The organism is Anabaena sp. AL09 (genome assembly GCF_001672255.1).
Lineage (GTDB): Bacteria > Cyanobacteriota > Cyanobacteriia > Cyanobacteriales > Nostocaceae > Dolichospermum > Dolichospermum lemmermannii.
This window is the reverse complement of record NZ_LJOQ01000092.1, coordinates 20,363-41,471: the sequence shown is the minus strand read 5'-3', so window position 1 is coordinate 41,471 and position 21,109 is coordinate 20,363. Positions and strand designations below refer to the sequence as shown.

Below are 21,109 nucleotides of genomic sequence, written 5' to 3'. Positions count from 1 at the left end.
GAACCTCTTTATTTGCAATCTTTAGATATCAGAAAACGCCAATTAGGTAATGATCATCCCGATGTTGCTACCAGTCTAAATAATTTGGCAGTGTTGTATGAATCTCAAGGACGTTACAACGATGCTGAACCTCTTTATTTGCAATCTTTAGATATCAGAAAACGCCAATTAGGTAATGATCATCCCGATGTTGCTACCAGTCTGAATAATTTGGCATTATTGTATGAGTCTCAGGGCAAATATTCAGAAGCTGAAGATTTAGCTCAACAAGCATTGGTAATATATCAAAACAGATTAGGTAATGAACATCCTAATACGCAAAACGCAGCATTTATAGTAAAGCTTTTGTATATAATGAAACTTTTACATTGCAATGAAGAAACTTTGATTAATATTCTCCAAACACTTGCTAAACAAGCAAACCTTCCCGCAGTCAATACAGAAACAGCATTAACCTTGCTAGAAATGATAGAAAGCAATCCTGAGTTATTGTCATCTATTCGAGAGTCTTTGCAACAACAAACAGAAGTATCTGATGGCAATACATAAAAACAGGTTTGTGATGCAATCATAAAATTGTCTGAATCAGGATATCCAGGATTATAGGATTTACAGGATTATAAGTGTCAAAATACTTGATAAATTACTAAAATCCTGAATAAGATCATGCTTGAGTTAAATCAATATAATGCGATTTTGTGGGAAACTCTCACAAAACTAATTTTGCTTCGCGTAACTCATCATTAACTTACCAAAAACCATTGAGAACAACTACCAAACCCATAAATATAAAACTGCTTAGATAGAAAATAACGCAATAATTAAAGTAAAACCCATAAATCATCCACAATAATGACTCTTATACATATAATCCTGCAAATCCTTAAATCCTGGACATCCTGATTCAGACAATTATTCCAAAAGCATCAGATAACAATCCAGAAAAATATTTTCATCATCCATTCATAACTCATCGCCAAAAAAAGATAATAAAGCTATTGACTTCCCATTTAAAATATGTTATCGTAAACTTGATAAGGAAGAACTATCTCGCAAACAGACAACTTAACTCTCCGTGCCTCTGCGTCTCTGCGTGAGAAAAAAATAATAAACCTATTTGCCAAACCAATAGAACATTAACTCCTAACACCTTAAAAGCATCGCCCAAAAAAAGGTAATAAAACTATTGACATCTCATTTAAAATATGTTATCCTGAACTTGATAAGGAAGAACTATCTTAAATATTCTTACAGAACCACTTGTGACCCGATTTATCCATGACCAATTCGCAAAAGACTATTTAGAAGAACTACTAAAACCCTTTGGACAAGTTGAAGCACCCAGCCATTTAGCTGGAGAAATCAGGGAAATAGATGTATTATTTTCCCCCGTCAGCACACAAACCGCCGACATCGAGATATTAGGATTGTTAGGTAAACTAGCAGCTACACCTGCTATCTTTGAACCCTTTCGCAATCCAGCAAGCAAAGAAGAAATCTGTGATTGTTTGTTAAAATCATTAGAAGTGAGAGGTGCATTACAACGAGAAGCAAAACGGAATAAAAACCCCATAGCTACCATAGAAACACCTAAACTATGGGTTTTGACACCAACAGCATCACAAACCCTATTATCCGGCTTTAGAGCCATAGAAAACCCCAATTGGCCAGCAGGAATCTACTTTTTAGCAGATTACTTGAATACAGCCATTGTCGCTATTCATCAATTACCACGTACACCCGAAACCCTATGGTTAAGACTATTAGGACGGGAAACAGTACAAAAAAGAGCAATTGATGAATTAGAAACATTACCAACTAATTACCCATTCCAACAAGCAACGTTAGAATTGCTTTACAACCTCCAACAGACTTTAAAGATCAATAAAAGTTCAGAACCAGAAGATAAGGAGTTAATTATGCGGTTAGCACCATTTTATCAACGAGATAAAGAACAAGCTAGACTAGAAGGAGAACAAAAAGGAGAAGAACGTCTAGTTTTACGCCTCATAAATCGCCGATTTGGTGAAATTAAATTGTCATTAATCGAGCAAATTCAATTATTGTCTATAGAACAACTGGAAAATTTAGCAGATGCTTTGTTAGATTTTTCACAAGTTGCTGACTTAGAAACCTGGTTAAAGCAACAGAAACCACAAGAAACAGATAGCTGATGACTTAATGTTAGCAATGCTAAAAAGATTAAATTGCGATTTTAAACCATTGTCATTTATTCTTTAAGCATTGCATAAAAAACAAAAATATTAGATATCAATACACAAGCATTGTTTAGCAATCCAAATCTACTCAAATAAAAAATCTAAATAACGTCTTGCCATAAATACACACTGTATAGTAAACTGATACAAATATTTTTAACAACAAAATTACTATGCCAGCACCAGATACTACCCGCCGCATTACCCCTAGCAACCTCCAGCAAGATATAGATTCTTACAACGGACTCAAAGCTGTCCCTAATTATACCACTGCTCGTGTAGCAGCCACACCGGAAGCATTACAAAAAGCCTATGCAGAAATGGTGACAAGACAACAAGAAGAAACCGAAAAACAAGCATTATTTAAAGCCTCCGCAGACGCAGCCAAACAAGCAGAATGGGAGTTCCATAATGCTGTTTTAGCCATGAAAGAAGCAGTAAAAGGTCAATTTGGGTCAGATAGTGATGCAGCCCAAGCAGTAGGTTTCAAGAAGAAATCAGAACGTAAACGTCCCACCAAAAAGAAAACCGAGTAGGATATTCTCATGATCTGAAAACCCATATTCTGCACTTATATTTTTTCTAAGATCAAAAAGTAGTGATATGGGAAAGTAGGATCAACATATTCTTCCCTCACTATCAAACCAGCTTTAGCAACAGATTCCAAAAACCGCTTTTTGGGATATCCTTTCAATCCCAATTCCCAATAATGTTCATCACAAAGTGGTGTTGTACTCCAAAATTGGGGAATTTCCCAGAGTAAATGTCTGGCTTTAAGTAGAAAAGAAGTTTTGATTTGCAATGATAGATATTCAGTAGCATTGGGAATCGAAATCACCAAATATTTCTTAGTAATTGCGGCGAGTTTTTGCAATGCTAATTCAGATTTTTCGTAAGGGAAATGTTCTAATACCTGAAACAGAACAATTGCATCAAACTTATCTTTTGGTAGTATAAAGTCCGCCGTCAAATCCAAGATTATATCTGGTTTGAGATTGGGGTCAATATCCGCAGTAGTTACATTATAGTTATTTTGTCGGAGTATTTCTGTAAACAAAGAATTAAAAATACCAATTTCTAGAACATTTTTAACTTGACTACCCAAGGAAAACAATAACCGCGACTGATGATGATAACTAATAAATCTTTCCTTGGAAAGATATTGGGAACTTGTAATCCCTAAAGAAGAAATCAATTCCATAGAAAGCCCCCTATTTACTAATGAAAATGCTTAAACTTTTTTACTAAAACTTAACCCAGTTTCAGCCTTATCAATGATGATAGTATCACCAGAAACAAAAGTATTTTCCAGTAACTTCGTAGCCAGAGGATTTTCTACCTCGCGCTGAATTGACCGTTTTAATGGACGTGCGCCATAAACAGGATCATAACCAGCTTCCACAAGATGATCACAAGCGGCTTGGGATATTTCAAAAGAGATTTTTTGTTCTTTGAGCAGATTTTCCACCCGTTTAAGTTGAATACGGATAATATGCCCCATTTCTGAACGATTAAGAGCGTGGAATAGAATTAAGTCATCTATGCGGTTGAGAAATTCGGGACGGAAGTGACTTCGCAAACCTTCCATCACCTTATTACGCATTAAATCATACTTGGAATCATCCCCAGATACATCCAAAATATGTTCACTACCAATGTTGCTAGTCATGACTATGACAGTATTCCGAAAATCTACAGCCCTTCCTTGAGAATCAGTAACTCTACCATCATCCAATACCTGCAACAAAATATTAAATACATCGGGATGGGCTTTTTCCACTTCATCTAACAGCACCACAGAATAAGGATGTCTGCGAATCGCTTCCGAAAGTTGTCCCCCTTCTTCATAACCCACATATCCGGGAGGCGCACCCACGAGACGGGAAACCGAGTGTTTTTCCATGTACTCGGACATATCCAAACGCACCAAAGCATCATCCGAATCAAAGAGAAATTGAGCTAAGGCGCGGGCGAGTTCGGTTTTACCCACTCCAGTTGGTCCCATAAACAAGAATGAACCAATAGGTCGAGAGGGGTCTTTCATACCCGCACGGGCGCGACGAATCGCCGCAGAAACGGCGGAAACAGCTTCTTCTTGACCAATTACCCGTTCATGTAAATGACTTTCTAATTGCAGTAATTTTTGCCGTTCTGATTCCAAAAGCCGATTGACGGGAATTCCTGTCCATTTAGCGACAATTTCGGCAATATCGGCTTCGGTGACTTGTTCGCGCAACAAAGTCGAACCTTGGGTTTGCATTTCTAAAAGTTTCGCTTCTTTAACTTCTCGTTCTCGTTGCACACCTTCTAACTTACCGTACTTCAATTGAGCGGCTTTGTTTAAATCATAGTCTCGTTCTGCTTGTTCAATTTGCACCCGCATGGCATCTTCTTCTTTCTTCAACCCGCTGATAGATTCTAAAATCTGCTTCTCCCCTTGCCATTGTTCATTAAATATTTGCTGTTTAACTGTTAAACTGGCAATTTCTTGTTCAATTCGTTCTAATCGTTCTCTAGTTGGAGAAATACTCTGTTCTTCTCCAGATAATGACAGCTTTTCCATTTCTAGCTGCATTAAACGCCGGTCAATGGTTTCTAATTCCGCAGGTTTGGATGTAATTTCCATTTTCAATTTCGCTGCGGCTTCATCAACTAAGTCAATAGCTTTGTCTGGTAGAAATCTATCGGCAATGTAACGCGCTGATAAGGTTGCAGCAGCAACTAAAGCGGAATCGGAAATTTTGACGTTATGATGCACTTCATAACGCCCTTTCAACCCTCGCAAAATCGAAATTGTATTTTCTACTGTTGGTTGATCTACATATACTTGTTGAAAACGTCTTTCTAATGCTGCATCTTTTTCAATAAATTTGCGATATTCATCTAAGGTAGTTGCCCCAATACAACGCAATTCACCCCGCGCTAACATTGGCTTAAGTAAGTTTCCTGCATCCATTGAACCTTGTTGATTAGAACCAGCGCCGACAACGGTATGGAGTTCATCAATAAATAAAACTACTTGCCCGTTTGATTCCGTAACTTCACGGAGGACATTCTTTAAACGGTCTTCAAATTCACCTCTGTATTTTGCTCCTGCAATCAAACTACCGATATCCAAGGAAATCAATTGGCGATTCTTTAAAGACTCAGGAACGTCGCCATTTACCATTCTTTGGGCTAATGCTTCAGCGATCGCAGTTTTACCAACTCCTGGTTCACCAATTAACACAGGGTTATTTTTACTACGTCGAGATAAAACCTGAATTACCCGGCGAATTTCATCATCTCTCCCAATCACAGGATCTAATTTTCCTGCTTTGGCTTGTTCTGTCAAATCTCGTCCAAATCTTTTTAAAGCTTCCTCTTGCACATCCGCTTCTGCTTTTGGAGATGCTTTGATTTTGGGAGTAGCGCGAACAGATTTAACCCCAAGTTCTACTTGAGCAATATCTATATTTAAGCTTTTAAATAATCTTCTACCAACCCGTTCATCATTACCAAACGCTAAAATTATATGCCCTTCTGAGATTTCCTCCTCTCTCATTTTGGCTCTAATTTCATCGGCTTTGTCTAAAAGTAAATCTAAATTCCGCCCCAGGTAAAGTTGATCACTTTTACCAACCTTGGGTTGACGTTGGGTAAAAGCCTCTAGTTGTTGTTTGAACCGGACTGAATCAACTTCCGCACGGGTGAGAATGGCTGTAGCTAGGCTGGTAGGTTCTTCTAAAAGGGCGATAATTAAATGTTCAACTTCTAATTGTTGTTGTTTATAAGCACGAACCACGTCTTGGGATTTTGTTACCGCTTCCCAGGCTGTATCAGTAAATTTATCAGGATCTGTAGGCTGCATTTGTAAAATTTTAGATTTTAGACTTGTAATTTAAGTTTAGGGGGGAATTGGGTAATGGGTAAAGAAGTTCTCTTCCTACCCTCTACCCTCAACTATTCTGGAGTTTTTAATTGAATCAATTCAACTTTATAACCATCTGGATCTTCCACAAAAGCAATTACTGTAGAACCATGTTTCATTGGTCCTGGTTCTCGAACTACTTTACCACCCAGTTGTTTAATAGTCTCACAAGTAGCGTAAATATCATCTACACCCAAAGCAATATGACCATAGGCATTACCTAAATCATACTTTTCTACGCCCCAGTTGTGGGTGAGTTCTAAAACTGAATGATCACTTTCTTCTCCATAACCGACAAAAGCCAGGGTAAATTCTCCCGCTGGATAATCTTTACGTCGGAGTAACTTCATTCCCAGAACATCACAGTAAAATTTTAAGGACTCTTCTAAGTTACCGACGCGAAGCATTGTGTGTAGTAATCGCATATTTAACCTTTGTTCAATGCTTATATTTTATATCTGATAGGGAATTTTCACGATACTTGCGTTTAATTCTGCTTTTAATTGCCAAATCGTTGATAATTCTATCTTGACCAATTTCAGCAAGAGCTTGTGGTAAAATTAATTTTAATTTCAGATGGAGGAAATAATTATGATTTCATCACCTTTGATATTACATTTTCCCTCATCAATGCAAATGACAGATGAAGAATTTTTTGAATTCTGTCAAGAAAACCGTGATTTACGCATTGAGAGGAATAAATTTGGAAATATATTAATTATGCCACCTGTTGATTCAGAAACAGGAAATCGAGAATTTCATATTATTGGACAGTTAGTAATTTGGTCAGATGAAAATGGTGCAGGAATTGGCTTTTCTTCTAGTGCGGGATTTACACTTTCCACAGGTGCAATACGTTCTCCTGATGCTGCTTGGGTAAAGTTAGAAAGATGGAATCAACTCACACCTACACAACAAGAGAAATTTGCACCTATTTGTCCTGATTTTGTCATTGAATTAAGGTCAAATTCTGATAATTTGCAGCCTTTAAAAGAGAAAATGCAGGAATATATGCAAGAATCAGGAATCCAATTAGGGTTATTAATTGACCGCAAAAATCGTCGAGTTTATATTTATCGTCCTGGACAAGTAGAGGAATGTTTAGAAAATCCTGATACTGTGAGTTGTGAACCTATTTTACCGGGGTTTGTTTTGAATATGGGGAAAATTTGGTAGTTATCGAATTAATAATAATTCATCTTTGATTTAGTTATACTAAGTAGGTGAACGGAAAAAAACCGAAATATGTAACGAAAAGTAAAGTTGCCCAAAACCTCTTCCGTGTTCCCTGTTCCCTGTTCCCTTGTCATAACGACAATTTTTAACGCCAACCTACTTACAGTACAATTTATATCACAATCCAGTTAAAAATGCTCTAAGGGAACACCAAAAAATAAATTACCCAATTTTGTGGGATGGGCAGGATGCCTGTCCTTGATGATTAGCGGGCAAGACTTGTACTGAGCTTGTCGATAGCGCAGCGTGGCGTTAGCCATAGTATGCCCGCACTACAAGAAATTTTTGGGGATTTTATTTCTTGGAAGTCCCTAAATTGAATGGGATGGTACAGAAAGGGGGATAACTGCGGAATTATGGAAATGCCCTCAAAATTGGTGTTCGAGGGACAGGATGAGTGGTAAGTCTGTGTACCTTAAATATTCATTTAAAAAGGTGTGATAGAGAGGGATTTCACTTTTTTAGTACCTGGAGGTGGTGAAAAGGTGAAAGTATCGGCACTGATGACAGGATTTGCAGTTCTAGTGAGAATTTTTTCTGTATATTGAATATCCAGATCGTTTGATTTACCTACGACTTTAATTTGCTTAAGGTTAGCAGTTTCTGGTTCTACAAATCCGCTTAGTATAAATCCCTCTTTTGGATCTTTGTAGTTATAGACATAGAATGACTCACCATCAACCGTGCGTCTATCTCCTTTAATTAATCCTTTACTAGCCAGACCAAGAGATTCCAAAGCATCTTTATCTGATAAATTGCCTTCAGCAATGACTTTTCGCTGCGCTTCTGGTAATTCTAAAAAGGATAAGGCACCAACGCTGACAAAAATCCACTGTCCTGAGTTATAGAAATCTCTATAAGAGGTGACAGCGTATTGTTTTAAATCGGCTCGGTAAATCGAAACTTGTTTACCGTCGGAGACCACCAAATTAGCTGATTTGCTTCCTCCTTTTGAGTCTGAAAAAGTGATTTCTGAGCGAAACTTATTACCTGACTGGGAGAGAGTGTTAGTTTTGAGTTCGAGGCCAATCTCAGCACCTTTCGTACCAACTTTAAATTTTATCTCTGACTCAGTTTGATAGCGATCGCTCTGCAAAAAGCCTGTAAATGCTTTCATGAGCAAAGATACATCTAGCTGTTCCGTAGCCTGACTGATGATCAGGGTCCCGTGACTAGTAATTTGTTGAGAATGCTGCGGGGGTATAGCATTTAGTTTACCGGGCTGCATGGCAAAAATGCCGATAAGTGCGATTGTGGATAGTGTCAGTTTCATAAGTAATTTGTGATTGAAAGTTAATCATAAACTATTAATTAATACAATTCATATTAGTCAGAATCAGGATTTACAGGATTTGAGGATTGTCAGGATTTTATCCCCGAATATTAAAAATAAAAACAGCAACTATTGATGTATTCAGAATCAGTAAATTATCAATAAATAATCCTGTACATCCTTTAATCCTGAGCATCCTGATTCTGACAAATTCCATGTTTCCTTCCATACTCAGCGAGCATTGTCACCCGTCACGATTGGAAATCTTCTTTAATGTCAGCCGATTTTCCCCCAGAAACACATAAACTAGCGATTGGGTTATTAGTAAACTGTAAAGGTTGAACCCTGACGACATACTCAAAATCAAGGACAAACCACGAATGACTAAATTTCTAGACACCGCTATTGAAGCCATTGTCTCCCGCGAAATCCTCGACTCACGGGGAAGACCTACACTAGAAGCAGAAGTACATTTAGCTGGTGGTGCAGTGGGACTCGCACAAGTTCCCAGCGGTGCTTCCACAGGCACATTTGAGGCTCATGAACTGCGGGATGGGGATAAAAGCCGTTATGGTGGTAAAGGAGTCCTCACGGCGGTAAAAAACGCCAATGAGATATTAGCACCCAAATTATTAGGGTTGGATGTCCTCAACCAAGAACTGTTAGACCGGACAATGATTGCTACAGATGGTTCAGCTAACAAATCTAACTTAGGCGCAAATGCAATTTTAGGTATTTCCTTAGCAGCAGCCAAAGCAGGTGCAGCAGCTTCAGACATTCCTCTCTATCGCTATTTAGGTGGACCTTTGGCAAATTTATTGCCAGTCCCCTTAATGAATGTGATCAACGGTGGAGCGCACGCATCTAATAACGTAGACTTTCAAGAGTTTATGATTGTCCCTATTGGCGCTCCTTCTTTCAAAGAAGCTTTGCGTTGGGGTGCGGAAGTGTTTGCAACTCTCAGCAAAGTGTTAGATGATAAAGGTTTGCTGACAGGTGTAGGTGATGAAGGTGGTTTTGCACCTAACCTAGAATCTAACCAAGTGGCTTTAGAATTGTTGGTAGCGGCGATTAAACAAGCTGGTTACAAACCCGGTGAAGAAGTAGCTTTAGCCTTAGACGTGGCTGCAAGTGAATTTTACAAAAATGGACAATATGTTTATGATGGTAAACCCCATAGTCCTGTTGAGTTTATTGATTATTTAGGTCAGTTGGTTGACCAATATCCCATTGTATCTATTGAAGATGGTTTACATGAGGAAGATTGGCAAAGTTGGCAATTACTAACTCAGAAAATCGGCTCAAAAGTACAATTGGTGGGTGATGATTTATTTGTAACTAACGCTACCCGCTTACAAAAAGGCATTGAACAAAAAGCCGCTAATTCGATTTTGATTAAATTGAATCAAATCGGTTCACTAACTGAAACTTTGGAAACCATTGATTTAGCCACTCGCAACGGTTTCCGTTCAGTAATTAGCCATCGTTCCGGTGAAACTGAAGATACAACCATTGCTGATTTAGCTGTAGCTACTCGCGCCGGTCAAATTAAAACTGGTTCTCTGTGTCGCAGTGAACGGGTAGCAAAATACAATCGCTTACTCAGAATTGAAGATGAATTAGGCGATCGCGCCGTCTATGCTGGTACTGTTGGTTTAGGACCAAAATAGGCAATTGGTGATTGGTAATTGGTGATTGGTGATTGTAAACAGCATTACCCATTACCCATTACCCATTACCCATTACCCATTACCCATTACCGAATTAAGGATAAAACCCAACTTTAGGTAATCCTAAGGTTTCATCCCAGCCTAGCATCAGGTTCATACATTGAATTGCTTGTCCAGCTTGACCTTTTATCAAGTTGTCAATGGCTGACATGACGATAACGCGACCAGTGCGGGGGTCAACTTCTATGCCGATATAACAATTGTTACTGCCACACGCCCATTTAGTTTGGGGATAAGTGCCACTATTGCAGATTTTCACCCAAGGGGAATTACGATAAAAGGCACTGTAGATGGTAATGAGGTCATCACGGACTAAACCAGGATCGCGCATGGTAGCGTACACAGTGGCTAAAATCCCCCGCACCATAGGGATGAGGTGGGGTGTAAATTGGATTTTCACGTCATGACCTGCCAATTCACTACAAATTTGCTCAATTTCTGGGGTGTGGCGGTGTCTACCGACGTTATAAGCACCTAGAGAGTTATCAGCTTCGGCTAACAACAGGTTAACTTTGGCTTGTCTGCCGCCCCCAGATGTGCCGGATTTGGCATCAATAATGGCTGTTTCGGGAACTATTAACCCTTGTTTTAAAAGTGGGGAAAGTGCCAGTAAACTGGCTGTAGGATAGCAACCGGGACAGCCAATTAGATTTGATTCGGCAATGCGATCGCGGTACAATTCTGGTAAACCATAAACTGCTGTGGCGGCTATGGTGCGATCGCTTCTTTCTGTACCATACCAATCTGTATAAGTTTTCAAATCACCAAAGCGATAATCAGCACTCAGATCCAGTACCTTGCAGCCTTTTTCTATAAGTTGGGGAGCAATTTGGCAAGCCAGTCCATTGGGTAAAGACAGAAATACCACTTCACAACGACTAGCAATAATATCCGGTTGTACTGCTTCAATGGGCAAATTTACTATATTACCGAACTGTGGGTAAAGGTCAGCAAAGGATTTACCCGCGCTACTTTCACCACCTAAATAAACGATTTCCACTTGAGGATGATCCATCAGCAGTCGCACTAGCTGTACTCCGCCATACCCTGACGCGCCAACAATTCCAACTGGTACGCGTCTTAAATTTCCCATGATCTTAAATCCTTATCCACTTTTAGTTATCTATTATCAGTGATCAGCAGTCAAGCTACTAGCTAATTACTAATGACTTTTGATTGAACTTTCGCTGCATTGTATAGCAAAGAGGATCTTTTAGCGTACCTATAATCACAAATATCTTTAAAAAATAATCACACTCATAGTGTGTAGAAAATCAGTACCACTAAAGATTATGTTTGCTATGTGACAGAAAATTCTCAACTTCAAAAGTTTGGCGAATACATTCGCACAATCAGAAAAGCACAAAATCTTTCCCAAGAACAGTTAGCAGAACTGTCAGGACTACATCGCAACTACATCGGTGGTGTTGAACGTGGTGAAAGAAATATTGCTTTGTTAAATATTATCCGTATTGCTCAGGCTTTGGGAATGTCACCCAGTGAATTATTAAAAGGTTTAGACTAAATGGTATTTCCTTATGCCAGTATTCCAGTTGAAAAATGGGCAGATAAAACAAAAGAACTGATAGAAGAACATCCTCTCAAGCCAAATGTTATTAGAGAGGTTGCTTTAAAGAGTTGGCAGCTTTTATGGCAAACAAAAATAGGAGAGGAAGACACATATTTGAGCCTGGCAGAAATTGATCCACCAGCTATTATGGTGGGTTATTTTTTTGAAAAACTCTTTGCCAAAGAATTGCAAAAGCGTTATCCAGAGGAATGGAGAGGAACACAAAGTAAAGATGAAAAAGATATTGTTTATCTAAAGGATACAAGATATTCAATAGAGATAAAAACTTCTGGTCAGCTTGGCACAAAAATTTTTGGAAATCGCAGCTATGGTCAAAAAGCAAAAGATGAAAATAATGGGGAGCTTACTAAAAAAGAAAAGTCTGGTTATTATATTACAGCTAATTTCTACCAGCAAAGTTTAACATTATTAAGATTTGGTTGGATAGACCATGAAGATTGGAATGCACAAAAATCAGCAACAGGTCAGGCATCTGGTTTAGATCAAAAAGTCTATGAGCATAAACTTTTTACAATAACAGGAGAATATATTTTAGATTCTCCTGTTAATTTATTATGTAAAGTTGGTGATGTAATTGCGAATGAGATGAATAAGGAAGGAATCAAAATTATTCAGGAATTAAGTGATTATCAAGGTAATAATCAAACTGTTAAAAAAGCCAAAGCGCAGGAAAAATATCACAATATACTTAAATTGAATTCGGGGATTGAAAAATTTGCGCTGGGTAAAAACATAATAAATAGTGTTTGGTGGTGGTTAACTTAAAAATACAAAAATACCTTTATAGAAATAAAGACATTTGTTCTACTTGACAACTTTGTTCTTTCAAAAAAGTTTCAATTCTATTAGCAGCAATATCACAGTAATCTTGACGAATTTCAAAACCAATTACTAGCCGATTTAAATCTAAAGCTACCATAGCAGTAGTACCTGAACCCAAAAATGGATCTAGGATAATTTGATTTTGATTTGAAGATGCTTGAATTATTCTTTGAATGACAGCAGAGGGAAACTGTGCTGGGTGTGGTGTTCTTTCTTTTGAAGATCGGTTTTGTCCAGAAGTTACTTTCGGAAATTCCCAAACATCAGTAGGATTTTTACCTAAAGGATTAACCCTGATTTTACCATTCTTTTTTTGATTCGGATATTTAACATTAGGATCACGAATATCATCCAAATTAAAAGTATAAGCTTCTGAATTTTTCACATACCACAAAAATTTCTCATTTCTAGGTGAAAAGAACTTACTTCCTGCGACTCCAGCACCATAATTCCAAACAATTTCCTGAATTAAATAAAAAGGAATTTTATCCCAAAGCAAATATGAAATAGGAATTGCTTTAGCACGATTTTTAATAGATAAATAACCTAAATTTAGCCAAAAAGCTCCATCACATAAAGTCAGACGATAAACTTCTTTTATCCATTGTTCACACCAATTTATATAATCGTCTAATGGCAATAAATTTTCATATTCTTTACCAATGTTATACGGTGGACTGGTGACAGTTAAATTAATTGATTCATCTGGTAAAATTGTCATCGCCTCTAAACAATCTAAATTGTAAATGAGACAATTAGACGCTTGAAAGTAGGGTTTACCTAGTAATTTACTTATATCAGTCAAATTCATAGCTTAATAATCTGTGTATATGGTACTCTAAACTACTAATAGTATATATGAACTACTTTATTAGCAAGTAACAGTTTAGTTATCTCCCAAAACCTCTAATTCCGATAAACAAGCTACAATCTAAAATAAGAAATTGTTAAAAAACTTTACGTTGATAGCTGGAAATTTTCTGTGTCACAGCCTAATATTACCCAAACCTTTAAATTTGATTCTATTGATGCCGCTTTGGCCGATCTCAAAGCCGGTCGTGTCATCGTTGTCGTAGATGACGAAAATCGAGAAAATGAAGGCGATTTAATTTGCGCCGCCCAATTTGCCACCCCGGATATGATCAACTTTATGGCTGTAGAAGCCAGAGGACTGATTTGTTTGGCAATGACAGGCGATCGCCTTGATGAACTAGACTTACCATTAATGGTCAGCAAACTCACAGATACTAACCAAACCGCCTTTACCGTTAGTATTGATGCTGGTCCCCATTTGGGCGTTAGCACTGGTATTTCCGCCGAAGACCGCGCCCGCACGATCCAAGTCACCCTCAACCCAGCCACACAACCCGAAGAATTACGACGACCGGGGCATATTTTCCCCCTGCGGGCTAGACCAGGAGGCGTACTCAAACGGGCAGGACATACAGAAGCCGCTGTAGACCTATCCAGACTAGCGGGACTGTATCCAGCCGGGGTAATTTGCGAAATTCAAAACCCTGATGGTTCAATGGCGCGGTTACATCAGTTAATGGAATATGCCAAAAATCATCACCTGAAAATTATTAGCATTGCTGATTTAATCAGTTATCGTCTCCAAAATGATCGCCTGATATATCGAGAAATCATTACCAAACTCCCCAGCCAGTTTGGTCAATTTGATATTTACGGCTACCGTCACACCCTAGATAACACAGAACACGTTGCCATTGTCAAGGGAGATCCGGCAAATTTTGGAGATGAAGCCGTGATGGTGCGAATGCACTCGGAATGTTTAACAGGAGATGCTTTAGGATCTTTGCGTTGCGACTGTCGGATGCAGTTACAAGCCGCATTAAAAATGATTGAAAATGCTGGTCAAGGTGTCGTTGTTTACCTACGTCAAGAGGGACGGGGTATAGGCTTAGTTAACAAGCTCAAGGCCTATTCTTTACAAGATATGGGACTGGATACGGTGGAAGCAAATGAGCGTTTAGGGTTTCCTGCTGATTTGCGTGATTATGGCATGGGGGCGCAAATTCTCATGGATTTGGGCATTAAAAAAATCCGTTTGATCACTAATAATCCCCGGAAAATCGCTGGTGTTAAAGGTTATGGATTAGACGTGGTAGATCGTGTTCCCCTCTTAATTGAGTCTAATGATTTTAATTCCTATTACCTAGCTACTAAAGCTAAGAAATTGGGGCATATGCTGTTACAAACTTATCTTGTAACAATTGCTATACATTGGCAAGATGAACCAGAATCGGTTACTGAACGTTATGAGCGTCTAGAGAAATTACGGTATTTATCAAAAAATCAGCATTTATTGTTACAAGAAGAAGCCCGTCCCTTGGGAATCGCTTTATTTGATCAACCATCTTTAACTGTACATTTAGGTTTTGACCAAGCGAATATTGCTGAATCCAATTGGTATCAACAAAAAGGTCATCCTTACCTGCAAGCAATTTGCCAGATTTTAGATGAAATTGCAACTTTACCCTATATTCAGAAAATAGAATTTCTGATTGCGACAGGTAGCGATCCTTTGAGTAATTTGCAAGTACAGTTAGATAGGCAAACTTTCGCTGATGGTGTACTACCTTCTTCTTTAAAAGGTATTTTTCAAACACAGCACATTTACAGTTTTAGTAAGTAGGGTTTGCTGAATTTCCATAGATTAATCATAGCTTTAGTTTTATAACTAGAGCTATTTGTTGATTATTTATGTATGCTTGAATAACCCCACAAATAAAAGTTGCTATTAACTAGACATTAGCAATTACAAAAAGTATAATTTTTACTATTTATAATAATTTGTGGTTTATACACAGATAACCAACTAAGAAGAAAGCCATGCTTGTAGAATTCAGTGTAGAAAATTATCGTTCAATCCAAGAAAAGCAAACATTGAGTATGGTAGCTGCTGATAATGAAACCATGCTAGATGGTAATACTTTTCCTGTCCCTAATAATGATGATTTCCGCTTAGTTACAAGTGCTGCTATTTATGGTCCAAATGCTTCAGGTAAAAGTAATTTACTCAAAGCTATACAAGTGCTGAAAAATCTTGTCATTAACTCAGCTAGTAGAATGCAAATTGGGGATAAATTACCTGTTGAACCATTTAGATTAAATAGTGAATCAGCAAAAAAGCCTAGTAGTTTTGAAGTGATTTTTATTCATGAAAAAATTCGTTATGAATATGGAGTTTCTTTAAATCGAGAACGAGTATTTGAAGAGTGGTTAATTGCTTATCCAAATGAAATTCAACAAAACTGGTTTTCTCGTGAATATCTGCCAGATGATCCAAAGTTTCAACCAGATGAAGGATATAAATGGTCTTTTGGTAAAGGATTAAAAGGGGAAAAAAAGCGTATTCAAAGATTTGTTCGTTCTAATTCTTTATTTATATCTCATGCTGCACAAAATAATCATCCTCAATTAACAGAGGTATTTTATTTTTTTGAGAATGAAATAAATATTCTTAGTCATAATGATCGTCATATAGAATTTACTTTGAGCAGATTTGATGAGGATGATAATTTCAAATTTTTAGTTGCTAAATTAATTAGTGAAGCAGATATTGATATTTCTGGTATTAAAATTGATGAAAAACCTATGCCTGAAGGAATAAATTCTTTTTATAAAGATTTTCTGAAACAGAAAATTGAACAACATGAAAGAGCAGATATAACTATTGATGAAATTACCAAATTAGATATAATAACTATTCATAAAATGAATGACTCTCATCAAGAAGTAGAACTTGATTTATTAGATGAATCTGATGGTACACAACGTTTATTTGAAATAGCTGGATACTGGCTATATGTATTACAATATGGAGAAGTAATATTCATAGATGAACTAGACAGAAGTTTACATCCAGTTCTTTCTAAAGCATTAATAAAAATGTTTAATAATCCAGAAATTAATAGAAACAATGCTCAATTAATATTTACAACTCATGATACTACATTATTAGATGATGAAACATTCAGACCTGACCAGATATGGTTTACTGAAAAAGATAACAGCATGACTAAACTATATTCATTGTTTGACTTTCGACCTCGTGAACATGAATCTTTACAAAAAGGTTATCTACTAGGTCGTTATGGTGCTATTCCTTTTATTAATGGGTTCAAGGGAGGGAGTGAAAAAGATGAGAAAGGGAAAATCGACAAATAATTTAAAACGAAGTTCGGAGAATAAAAATCCTAGAGGAGACCTTTTAATTGTAGTTGAGGGTGAACAAACAGAATATAATTACTTTGATTCTTTAAAACGTGAATTGAAATTATCAACAATTAAGATTAAAATAGTTTCCGCTAATGGTGGAGATCCTTTAGAGATTGTAAATACAGCTTATGATCTATATCAACAAAAACAATATGATCAAGTATTTTGTATATTTGATGATGATAATAAACCGGAAAAATATAAACAAGCTCTCAGCACAGCAAAAGAACATGATTTTGAATCTATAACATCAATACCCTGTTTTGAATTTTGGTTTTTACTCCATTGTTGTTATACTACCAGTCCCTTTAGTAGTTACAAAGAATTACGTCCAAGGCTAGAATCAGAAATGAGAAAAGAGGGTATTTTAAACCCAGGAGAAAATTATAATAAAAGTGATAAATTGCTATATGAAAAACTCAAATCCAATCAAGAAAAAGCAATTAATCATGCTATTAAACTAGAAAACAATCATCCTAACGAAGATGGATGTACAAAACCATCAACAAAAGTACATATTCTAATTGATAAACTGCAAAAACAAAAAAATTTTGAATGAGCAATTATTTATTAGCAGTATTAACGCTTCTTAACTGGCGAAAAAAATGTAATTTTGGAAATAGGTAAGTTTTTGATTTTCACCTATTCCCTTTTTTATTAACTAGCAAATTACGCGAATATTCAGCCCAAATACTTTAATTTACCCGCCCTTTTAACCAAGTTTGGATATCAGCAAAGCTGGTAAAATCTAACAATGCTTCGCTCAAATCTTCGAGAACCGGCAAAGGTAAACTAGAAATTGAGGAGCGTATTTCCTCAGAGATTTTTCCAAATCGCTTAGTCAACAGTCGAATAATCACATTAACAGTTGCTTCTTCTCGTCCTTCTTCTCGTCCTTCTTCCTTAATTTCTTGGTAAACTCTAGTTTCCTTGAGTGTTATTCCTAGCATAGACTCTACCTCCATTCGGCTAAGTTTTTCAAACTTGTACACCATGATAGTCGTGATCATCTCTATTATGGCGCGACTTGATGGTTGAGGATCTTCTTCACGGGTTCTTATTAACAAATCCCGTGCTGCTGCTGGTGCTTGTTCTTCCTCTACCGTAGTCAATACCATCAATGCTACCCATAGAGGTAATTGACGAATATCCCCCAATTCATTCAAATACACTCTATGTACTTGTTCACCTTTTAGTAAGGTTCTATGAGGGTAAATGTCCCTTTGTTCGGTATTGCGAGATGGATATATTATAACTGCTTGCCAGTCACTAAATCTAACGCGGTTGCGATAGAAATATAGTGAAGATTCTGCAAATACTCTTTCATAAAGTTGTTCATCTTTTTGAAACTGCACTTCACAGAAATACACAACCCCAGCACCTTCGTTTTCTGGGGGGAGAAATACTCCATCTATTTCAAACTTGGGTTCTTTGACAGCTACCGAATCAAATCGGTAAGCATCTGCATTTATGGGTGGATTTGTCAACAGTTCAAATAGCAAAGTTGGAGACTGTTGAAATAGTTTATAGAAAATGGAGTCTCGACGCATGAAGCATTCTATCTATTTGTTAAATATCCTCTAAATTTAATCACATTATTTGAGATTCTGCATAAGTTTTAACTAAATTAAATCCTCAGAATTTTGTTTTACGAACTAATTAAAATTTTGTAATTGCCGAAAAGAATGCAATTTATTGAGAAACTTTTCACCATTGAAACTTAAAGGATCAACTTTCCCATTCCCCACATCTACCGCACGATGGGTTGTAATTCTATCATCTGGAACTTGACTTTGAGCAATTAACCAAGCTAAAGAATTATATTGAGCTTCTGTATATCCTGAATGTGCTTCTATATTACTTTTCCCCCAAGCATCGGTCGGGGTTTCTAGAGATACATGATAAGCAAAATTATTTACAGATGGGGGTAAATTAGGATTAGTTTGCACAGTTTCCACACCATTAACACCTTTAAAAACTGAATTACCAGCACCAAAAGCGCGTTTTTCTGGAGGAACTAGATAAATAACTTTTCCCTCTAAAGTAATTATGGCATGATAACTAGCTTGAACACTTTCATCATCATGAGGTGTTTGAAAAAAATTAATGGCGCTAGAAGTAGAATTGGTAGTTTCATGAAGGACAATAATGGCTTGATTATTACAAGGTACACCATTAACATCTGCGGTATAGCGATCGCCATAATTGCTAGGATCAACTGTAACCTGGGCAAAATTAGGTCTATAATTAGCGAAATCTCTAGTAGTTATATACAGAGGATTAATTTTTTTAACCTTTGCGGGAGACGGGATTAAATTTCGCTTTTTTTCTGGTTTAGTTATTGTTGACTGTAATTGCGCTGGTGGATATTGATACTCAGTTGTCCCTTGCGAAGTTGATGCAATTGTCTGATTGTGTTGTTGTCTCGCACCCCCAATAAATACAGCCAAAGTTAGGGTAGCTAACATCAAAAAAATTAGTATTACTCTAGTCGCCCAGTCTCTAAATCTCATATTTTTATTTAAAATTGGTAATATAGTGTAATGTCTGTAAATATCCATGGCAGAGCCAGTAACAATTATACCTGATCACCACTGTCAAACCTATTACTTGGTTCAATTCAATGATAATGATAAGATCTTTCCATAAATTTTAGATTTTTTTCATATTCATTCCTGACTAGGGATTTTGCCTACAAGCTTTATTTAATCAGATTTTTGATAATTTTTGGTCTTTAGCAGTCCTCATCTTGACTAATTGATCAGGTTAAGAGAAACTTATAACTAACGAACGTAAATACTAATCTAAAATAATAACTTTTGTAAAAATTATGAAATATATGTGCTTAAATATGGAACATTATGAGACAAGTGGCAAATTTGTATCTAAGTTCCTATCCCTAAATTTTGAGTAGGTCTGGTAAACCAGCAAAGTTCAAATATACTATCTAGGTTGGCTTTCAAAGTATGGAAACATTAGAATTCATCATTTATCCAGATGGTCGAGTCCAAGAAAAAGTCACCGGTATTATCGGTGCATCTTGTACTGAGGTAACAGCAGCCATAGAAGCCCAGCTAGGACGAGTGTTGAGTAATGAACCAACCTCAGAGTTTTTTGCCACTAACCCGCAACAAAATAGTGTGGTGGATACACAAACCGCCCACAGCGAATGGTAAGTTTTCCAACTAGTTAATTTCATTGATTACAAACCACCATGTCACACTTTAGCCAAATTAAGACACAGATTCGTAATCTGGAATCCTTGAAAGATGCCCTTTCTGACTTGGGAATAGACTGGAAACCTGGACCTGGTGAGGTGCGGGGTTATCGTGGTCAAACTCATGCAGCCGAAGTCACAATTGAACAGCAAAATGGCTACGATATCGGTTTTAGATGGAATGGTCAAGAATACGAATTAGTTGCAGATTTACAATATTGGCAACAAAATCTATCTGTGGATGGGTTTGTTCGTGAAGTAACTCAACGTTATGCTTATCAAACAGTAGTTAAAGAAACTACTAAAGTTGGCTTCCAGGTAGCCGAACAACAACAACAGAAAGATGGTTCTATTCGCCTAGTAGTACAACGCTGGAGTGCGTAATGTCTAATTTGCCGCCGTCGTCACCAGAAGAGGAATATAACCGTTCCGGTTTAGAACCAGAATTAGGGAGTCTTTTGCGAGATGTCCCCGAACGTTCTGGTTTAGAACCGGAATTAGGCGGATTAGTGCGGCAAAAAGGTGTTTATGTTGATGAAATTACCTGTATTGGCTGTAAACATTGCGCCCATGTTGCCCGAAATACTTTTTTCATTGAAGAAGATTATGGGCGATCGCGTGTCCTCCGTCAAGATGGAGATATAGAAGAGGTAGTTCAAGAAGCCATAGATACCTGTCCTGTTGATTGTATTCACTGGGTTGATTACACAGAACTGAAAAATTTAGAAGCAGACAGAAAATATCAGGTAATTCCCGTAGCTGGTTATCCCGTAGAACATGGTGTAGCCATTACAGAAAAACGCCGGAAAAAACAAAAGTTAAAAAAATCTAGTTCTTAAATTACCAGCAACTTAGTGTTCAATCCTTAA

At 37.2% G+C, this 21,109-nt stretch carries 21 protein-coding genes; 13 read left to right on the top strand and 8 right to left on the bottom strand.

Features of this window, described 5'->3' with window-relative positions; genetic code table 11:
* From AN490_RS19180 to AN490_RS19170, 3 genes are all read left to right on the top strand, one after another.
* Positions 1 to 549 (top strand): tetratricopeptide repeat protein (locus AN490_RS19180; protein WP_300006492.1); only part of this gene is annotated, 549 nt, incomplete at its 5' end.
* A 713-nt stretch (positions 550 to 1,262) separates the two neighbouring features.
* The gene (locus AN490_RS19175) at positions 1,263 to 2,174 is read left to right on the top strand and encodes a DUF4351 domain-containing protein (RefSeq protein WP_300006491.1); all 912 of its coding nucleotides are present in this window, start codon (positions 1,263 to 1,265) and stop codon (positions 2,172 to 2,174) included.
* A gap of 218 nt (positions 2,175 to 2,392) precedes the next feature.
* Complete coding sequence (locus AN490_RS19170; protein ID WP_300006490.1) at positions 2,393 to 2,755, top strand: hypothetical protein; 363 nt, start codon at positions 2,393 to 2,395, stop codon at positions 2,753 to 2,755.
* A gap of 35 nt (positions 2,756 to 2,790) precedes the next feature.
* Here the strand turns inward: AN490_RS19170 and AN490_RS19165 are convergent, their stop codons facing one another.
* The 3 genes from AN490_RS19165 to gloA all read right to left on the bottom strand — a co-directional run bounded on the left by AN490_RS19165 (position 2,791) and on the right by gloA (position 6,554).
* On the bottom strand, positions 2,791 to 3,420 hold the full coding sequence (locus AN490_RS19165) for a methyltransferase domain-containing protein (RefSeq protein ID WP_300006489.1): 630 nt from the start codon (positions 3,418 to 3,420) through the stop codon (positions 2,791 to 2,793).
* A gap of 30 nt (positions 3,421 to 3,450) precedes the next feature.
* Positions 3,451 to 6,069 carry an ATP-dependent chaperone ClpB gene (clpB, locus tag AN490_RS19160; RefSeq protein ID WP_300006488.1) on the bottom strand — a complete coding sequence of 873 codons (2,619 nt, stop codon included), beginning with the start codon at positions 6,067 to 6,069 and terminating at the stop codon, positions 3,451 to 3,453.
* 92 nt (positions 6,070 to 6,161) lie between these two features.
* Complete coding sequence (gene gloA / locus AN490_RS19155) at positions 6,162 to 6,554, bottom strand: lactoylglutathione lyase (protein WP_300006487.1); 393 nt, start codon at positions 6,552 to 6,554, stop codon at positions 6,162 to 6,164.
* 166 nt (positions 6,555 to 6,720) lie between these two features.
* Here gloA and AN490_RS19150 point away from each other — a divergent pair, with 166 nt between their 5' ends.
* The gene (locus tag AN490_RS19150; protein ID WP_300006486.1) at positions 6,721 to 7,305 is read left to right on the top strand and encodes a Uma2 family endonuclease; all 585 of its coding nucleotides are present in this window, start codon (positions 6,721 to 6,723) and stop codon (positions 7,303 to 7,305) included.
* A 487-nt stretch (positions 7,306 to 7,792) separates the two neighbouring features.
* Here the strand turns inward: AN490_RS19150 and AN490_RS19145 are convergent, their stop codons facing one another.
* Positions 7,793 to 8,638, bottom strand: a complete 846-nt coding sequence (locus AN490_RS19145; protein ID WP_300006485.1) for a hypothetical protein — start codon at positions 8,636 to 8,638, stop codon at positions 7,793 to 7,795.
* Between the two features lie 380 nt (positions 8,639 to 9,018).
* Here AN490_RS19145 and eno point away from each other — a divergent pair, with 380 nt between their 5' ends.
* Positions 9,019 to 10,308 carry a phosphopyruvate hydratase gene (gene eno, locus AN490_RS19140; protein WP_300006484.1) on the top strand — a complete coding sequence of 430 codons (1,290 nt, stop codon included), beginning with the start codon at positions 9,019 to 9,021 and terminating at the stop codon, positions 10,306 to 10,308.
* A 94-nt stretch (positions 10,309 to 10,402) separates the two neighbouring features.
* Here eno and argC read toward each other — a convergent pair whose 3' ends face one another.
* Positions 10,403 to 11,461 carry an N-acetyl-gamma-glutamyl-phosphate reductase gene (gene argC, locus AN490_RS19135; protein WP_168696398.1) on the bottom strand — a complete coding sequence of 353 codons (1,059 nt, stop codon included), beginning with the start codon at positions 11,459 to 11,461 and terminating at the stop codon, positions 10,403 to 10,405.
* A gap of 210 nt (positions 11,462 to 11,671) precedes the next feature.
* Here argC and AN490_RS19130 point away from each other — a divergent pair, with 210 nt between their 5' ends.
* Positions 11,672 to 11,893, top strand: coding sequence for a helix-turn-helix transcriptional regulator (locus AN490_RS19130; protein ID WP_027400752.1), 222 nt, complete (start codon positions 11,672 to 11,674; stop codon positions 11,891 to 11,893).
* Positions 11,894 to 12,724 carry a ScaI family restriction endonuclease gene (locus tag AN490_RS19125; protein ID WP_052149936.1) on the top strand — a complete coding sequence of 277 codons (831 nt, stop codon included), beginning with the start codon at positions 11,894 to 11,896 and terminating at the stop codon, positions 12,722 to 12,724. It begins immediately after the preceding gene.
* 16 nt (positions 12,725 to 12,740) lie between these two features.
* Here the strand turns inward: AN490_RS19125 and AN490_RS19120 are convergent, their stop codons facing one another.
* The gene (locus AN490_RS19120) at positions 12,741 to 13,592 is read right to left on the bottom strand and encodes a site-specific DNA-methyltransferase (protein WP_053539074.1); all 852 of its coding nucleotides are present in this window, start codon (positions 13,590 to 13,592) and stop codon (positions 12,741 to 12,743) included.
* A 171-nt stretch (positions 13,593 to 13,763) separates the two neighbouring features.
* Here AN490_RS19120 and ribBA point away from each other — a divergent pair, with 171 nt between their 5' ends.
* The 3 genes from ribBA to AN490_RS19105 all read left to right on the top strand — a co-directional run bounded on the left by ribBA (position 13,764) and on the right by AN490_RS19105 (position 17,582).
* Positions 13,764 to 15,437, top strand: coding sequence for a bifunctional 3,4-dihydroxy-2-butanone-4-phosphate synthase/GTP cyclohydrolase II (gene ribBA / locus AN490_RS19115; RefSeq protein WP_300006483.1), 1,674 nt, complete (start codon positions 13,764 to 13,766; stop codon positions 15,435 to 15,437).
* 197 nt (positions 15,438 to 15,634) lie between these two features.
* The gene (locus AN490_RS19110) at positions 15,635 to 16,972 is read left to right on the top strand and encodes an ATP/GTP-binding protein (RefSeq protein WP_300006482.1); all 1,338 of its coding nucleotides are present in this window, start codon (positions 15,635 to 15,637) and stop codon (positions 16,970 to 16,972) included.
* Positions 16,947 to 17,582 (top strand): RloB family protein, encoded by a 636-nt coding sequence (locus AN490_RS19105; RefSeq protein WP_300006481.1) that lies wholly within the window; start codon positions 16,947 to 16,949, stop codon positions 17,580 to 17,582. Before AN490_RS19110 ends, AN490_RS19105 begins: the two co-directional genes overlap by 26 nt.
* A gap of 136 nt (positions 17,583 to 17,718) precedes the next feature.
* Here the strand turns inward: AN490_RS19105 and AN490_RS19100 are convergent, their stop codons facing one another.
* Together AN490_RS19100 and AN490_RS19095 are read right to left on the bottom strand one after the other, a co-directional pair.
* On the bottom strand, positions 17,719 to 18,573 hold the full coding sequence (locus AN490_RS19100; protein ID WP_300006480.1) for an Rpn family recombination-promoting nuclease/putative transposase: 855 nt from the start codon (positions 18,571 to 18,573) through the stop codon (positions 17,719 to 17,721).
* A 105-nt stretch (positions 18,574 to 18,678) separates the two neighbouring features.
* Entirely contained in the window at positions 18,679 to 19,536 is an 858-nt protein-coding gene (locus AN490_RS19095; RefSeq protein ID WP_300006479.1) for a peptidoglycan recognition family protein, read from the bottom strand.
* A gap of 453 nt (positions 19,537 to 19,989) precedes the next feature.
* Here AN490_RS19095 and AN490_RS19090 point away from each other — a divergent pair, with 453 nt between their 5' ends.
* The 3 genes from AN490_RS19090 to AN490_RS19080 are packed head-to-tail and all read left to right on the top strand — an operon-like array spanning position 19,990 to position 21,079.
* The gene (locus tag AN490_RS19090; RefSeq protein WP_015080214.1) at positions 19,990 to 20,199 is read left to right on the top strand and encodes a DUF2997 domain-containing protein; all 210 of its coding nucleotides are present in this window, start codon (positions 19,990 to 19,992) and stop codon (positions 20,197 to 20,199) included.
* A gap of 38 nt (positions 20,200 to 20,237) precedes the next feature.
* Positions 20,238 to 20,624: a DUF1257 domain-containing protein gene (locus AN490_RS19085; protein WP_148760211.1), complete on the top strand. Its 387-nt coding sequence runs from the start codon at positions 20,238 to 20,240 to the stop codon at positions 20,622 to 20,624.
* Positions 20,624 to 21,079 (top strand): ferredoxin, encoded by a 456-nt coding sequence (locus tag AN490_RS19080; protein WP_015080212.1) that lies wholly within the window; start codon positions 20,624 to 20,626, stop codon positions 21,077 to 21,079. Before AN490_RS19085 ends, AN490_RS19080 begins: the two co-directional genes overlap by 1 nt.
* The last annotated feature ends 30 nt before the right edge of the window (positions 21,080 to 21,109 follow it).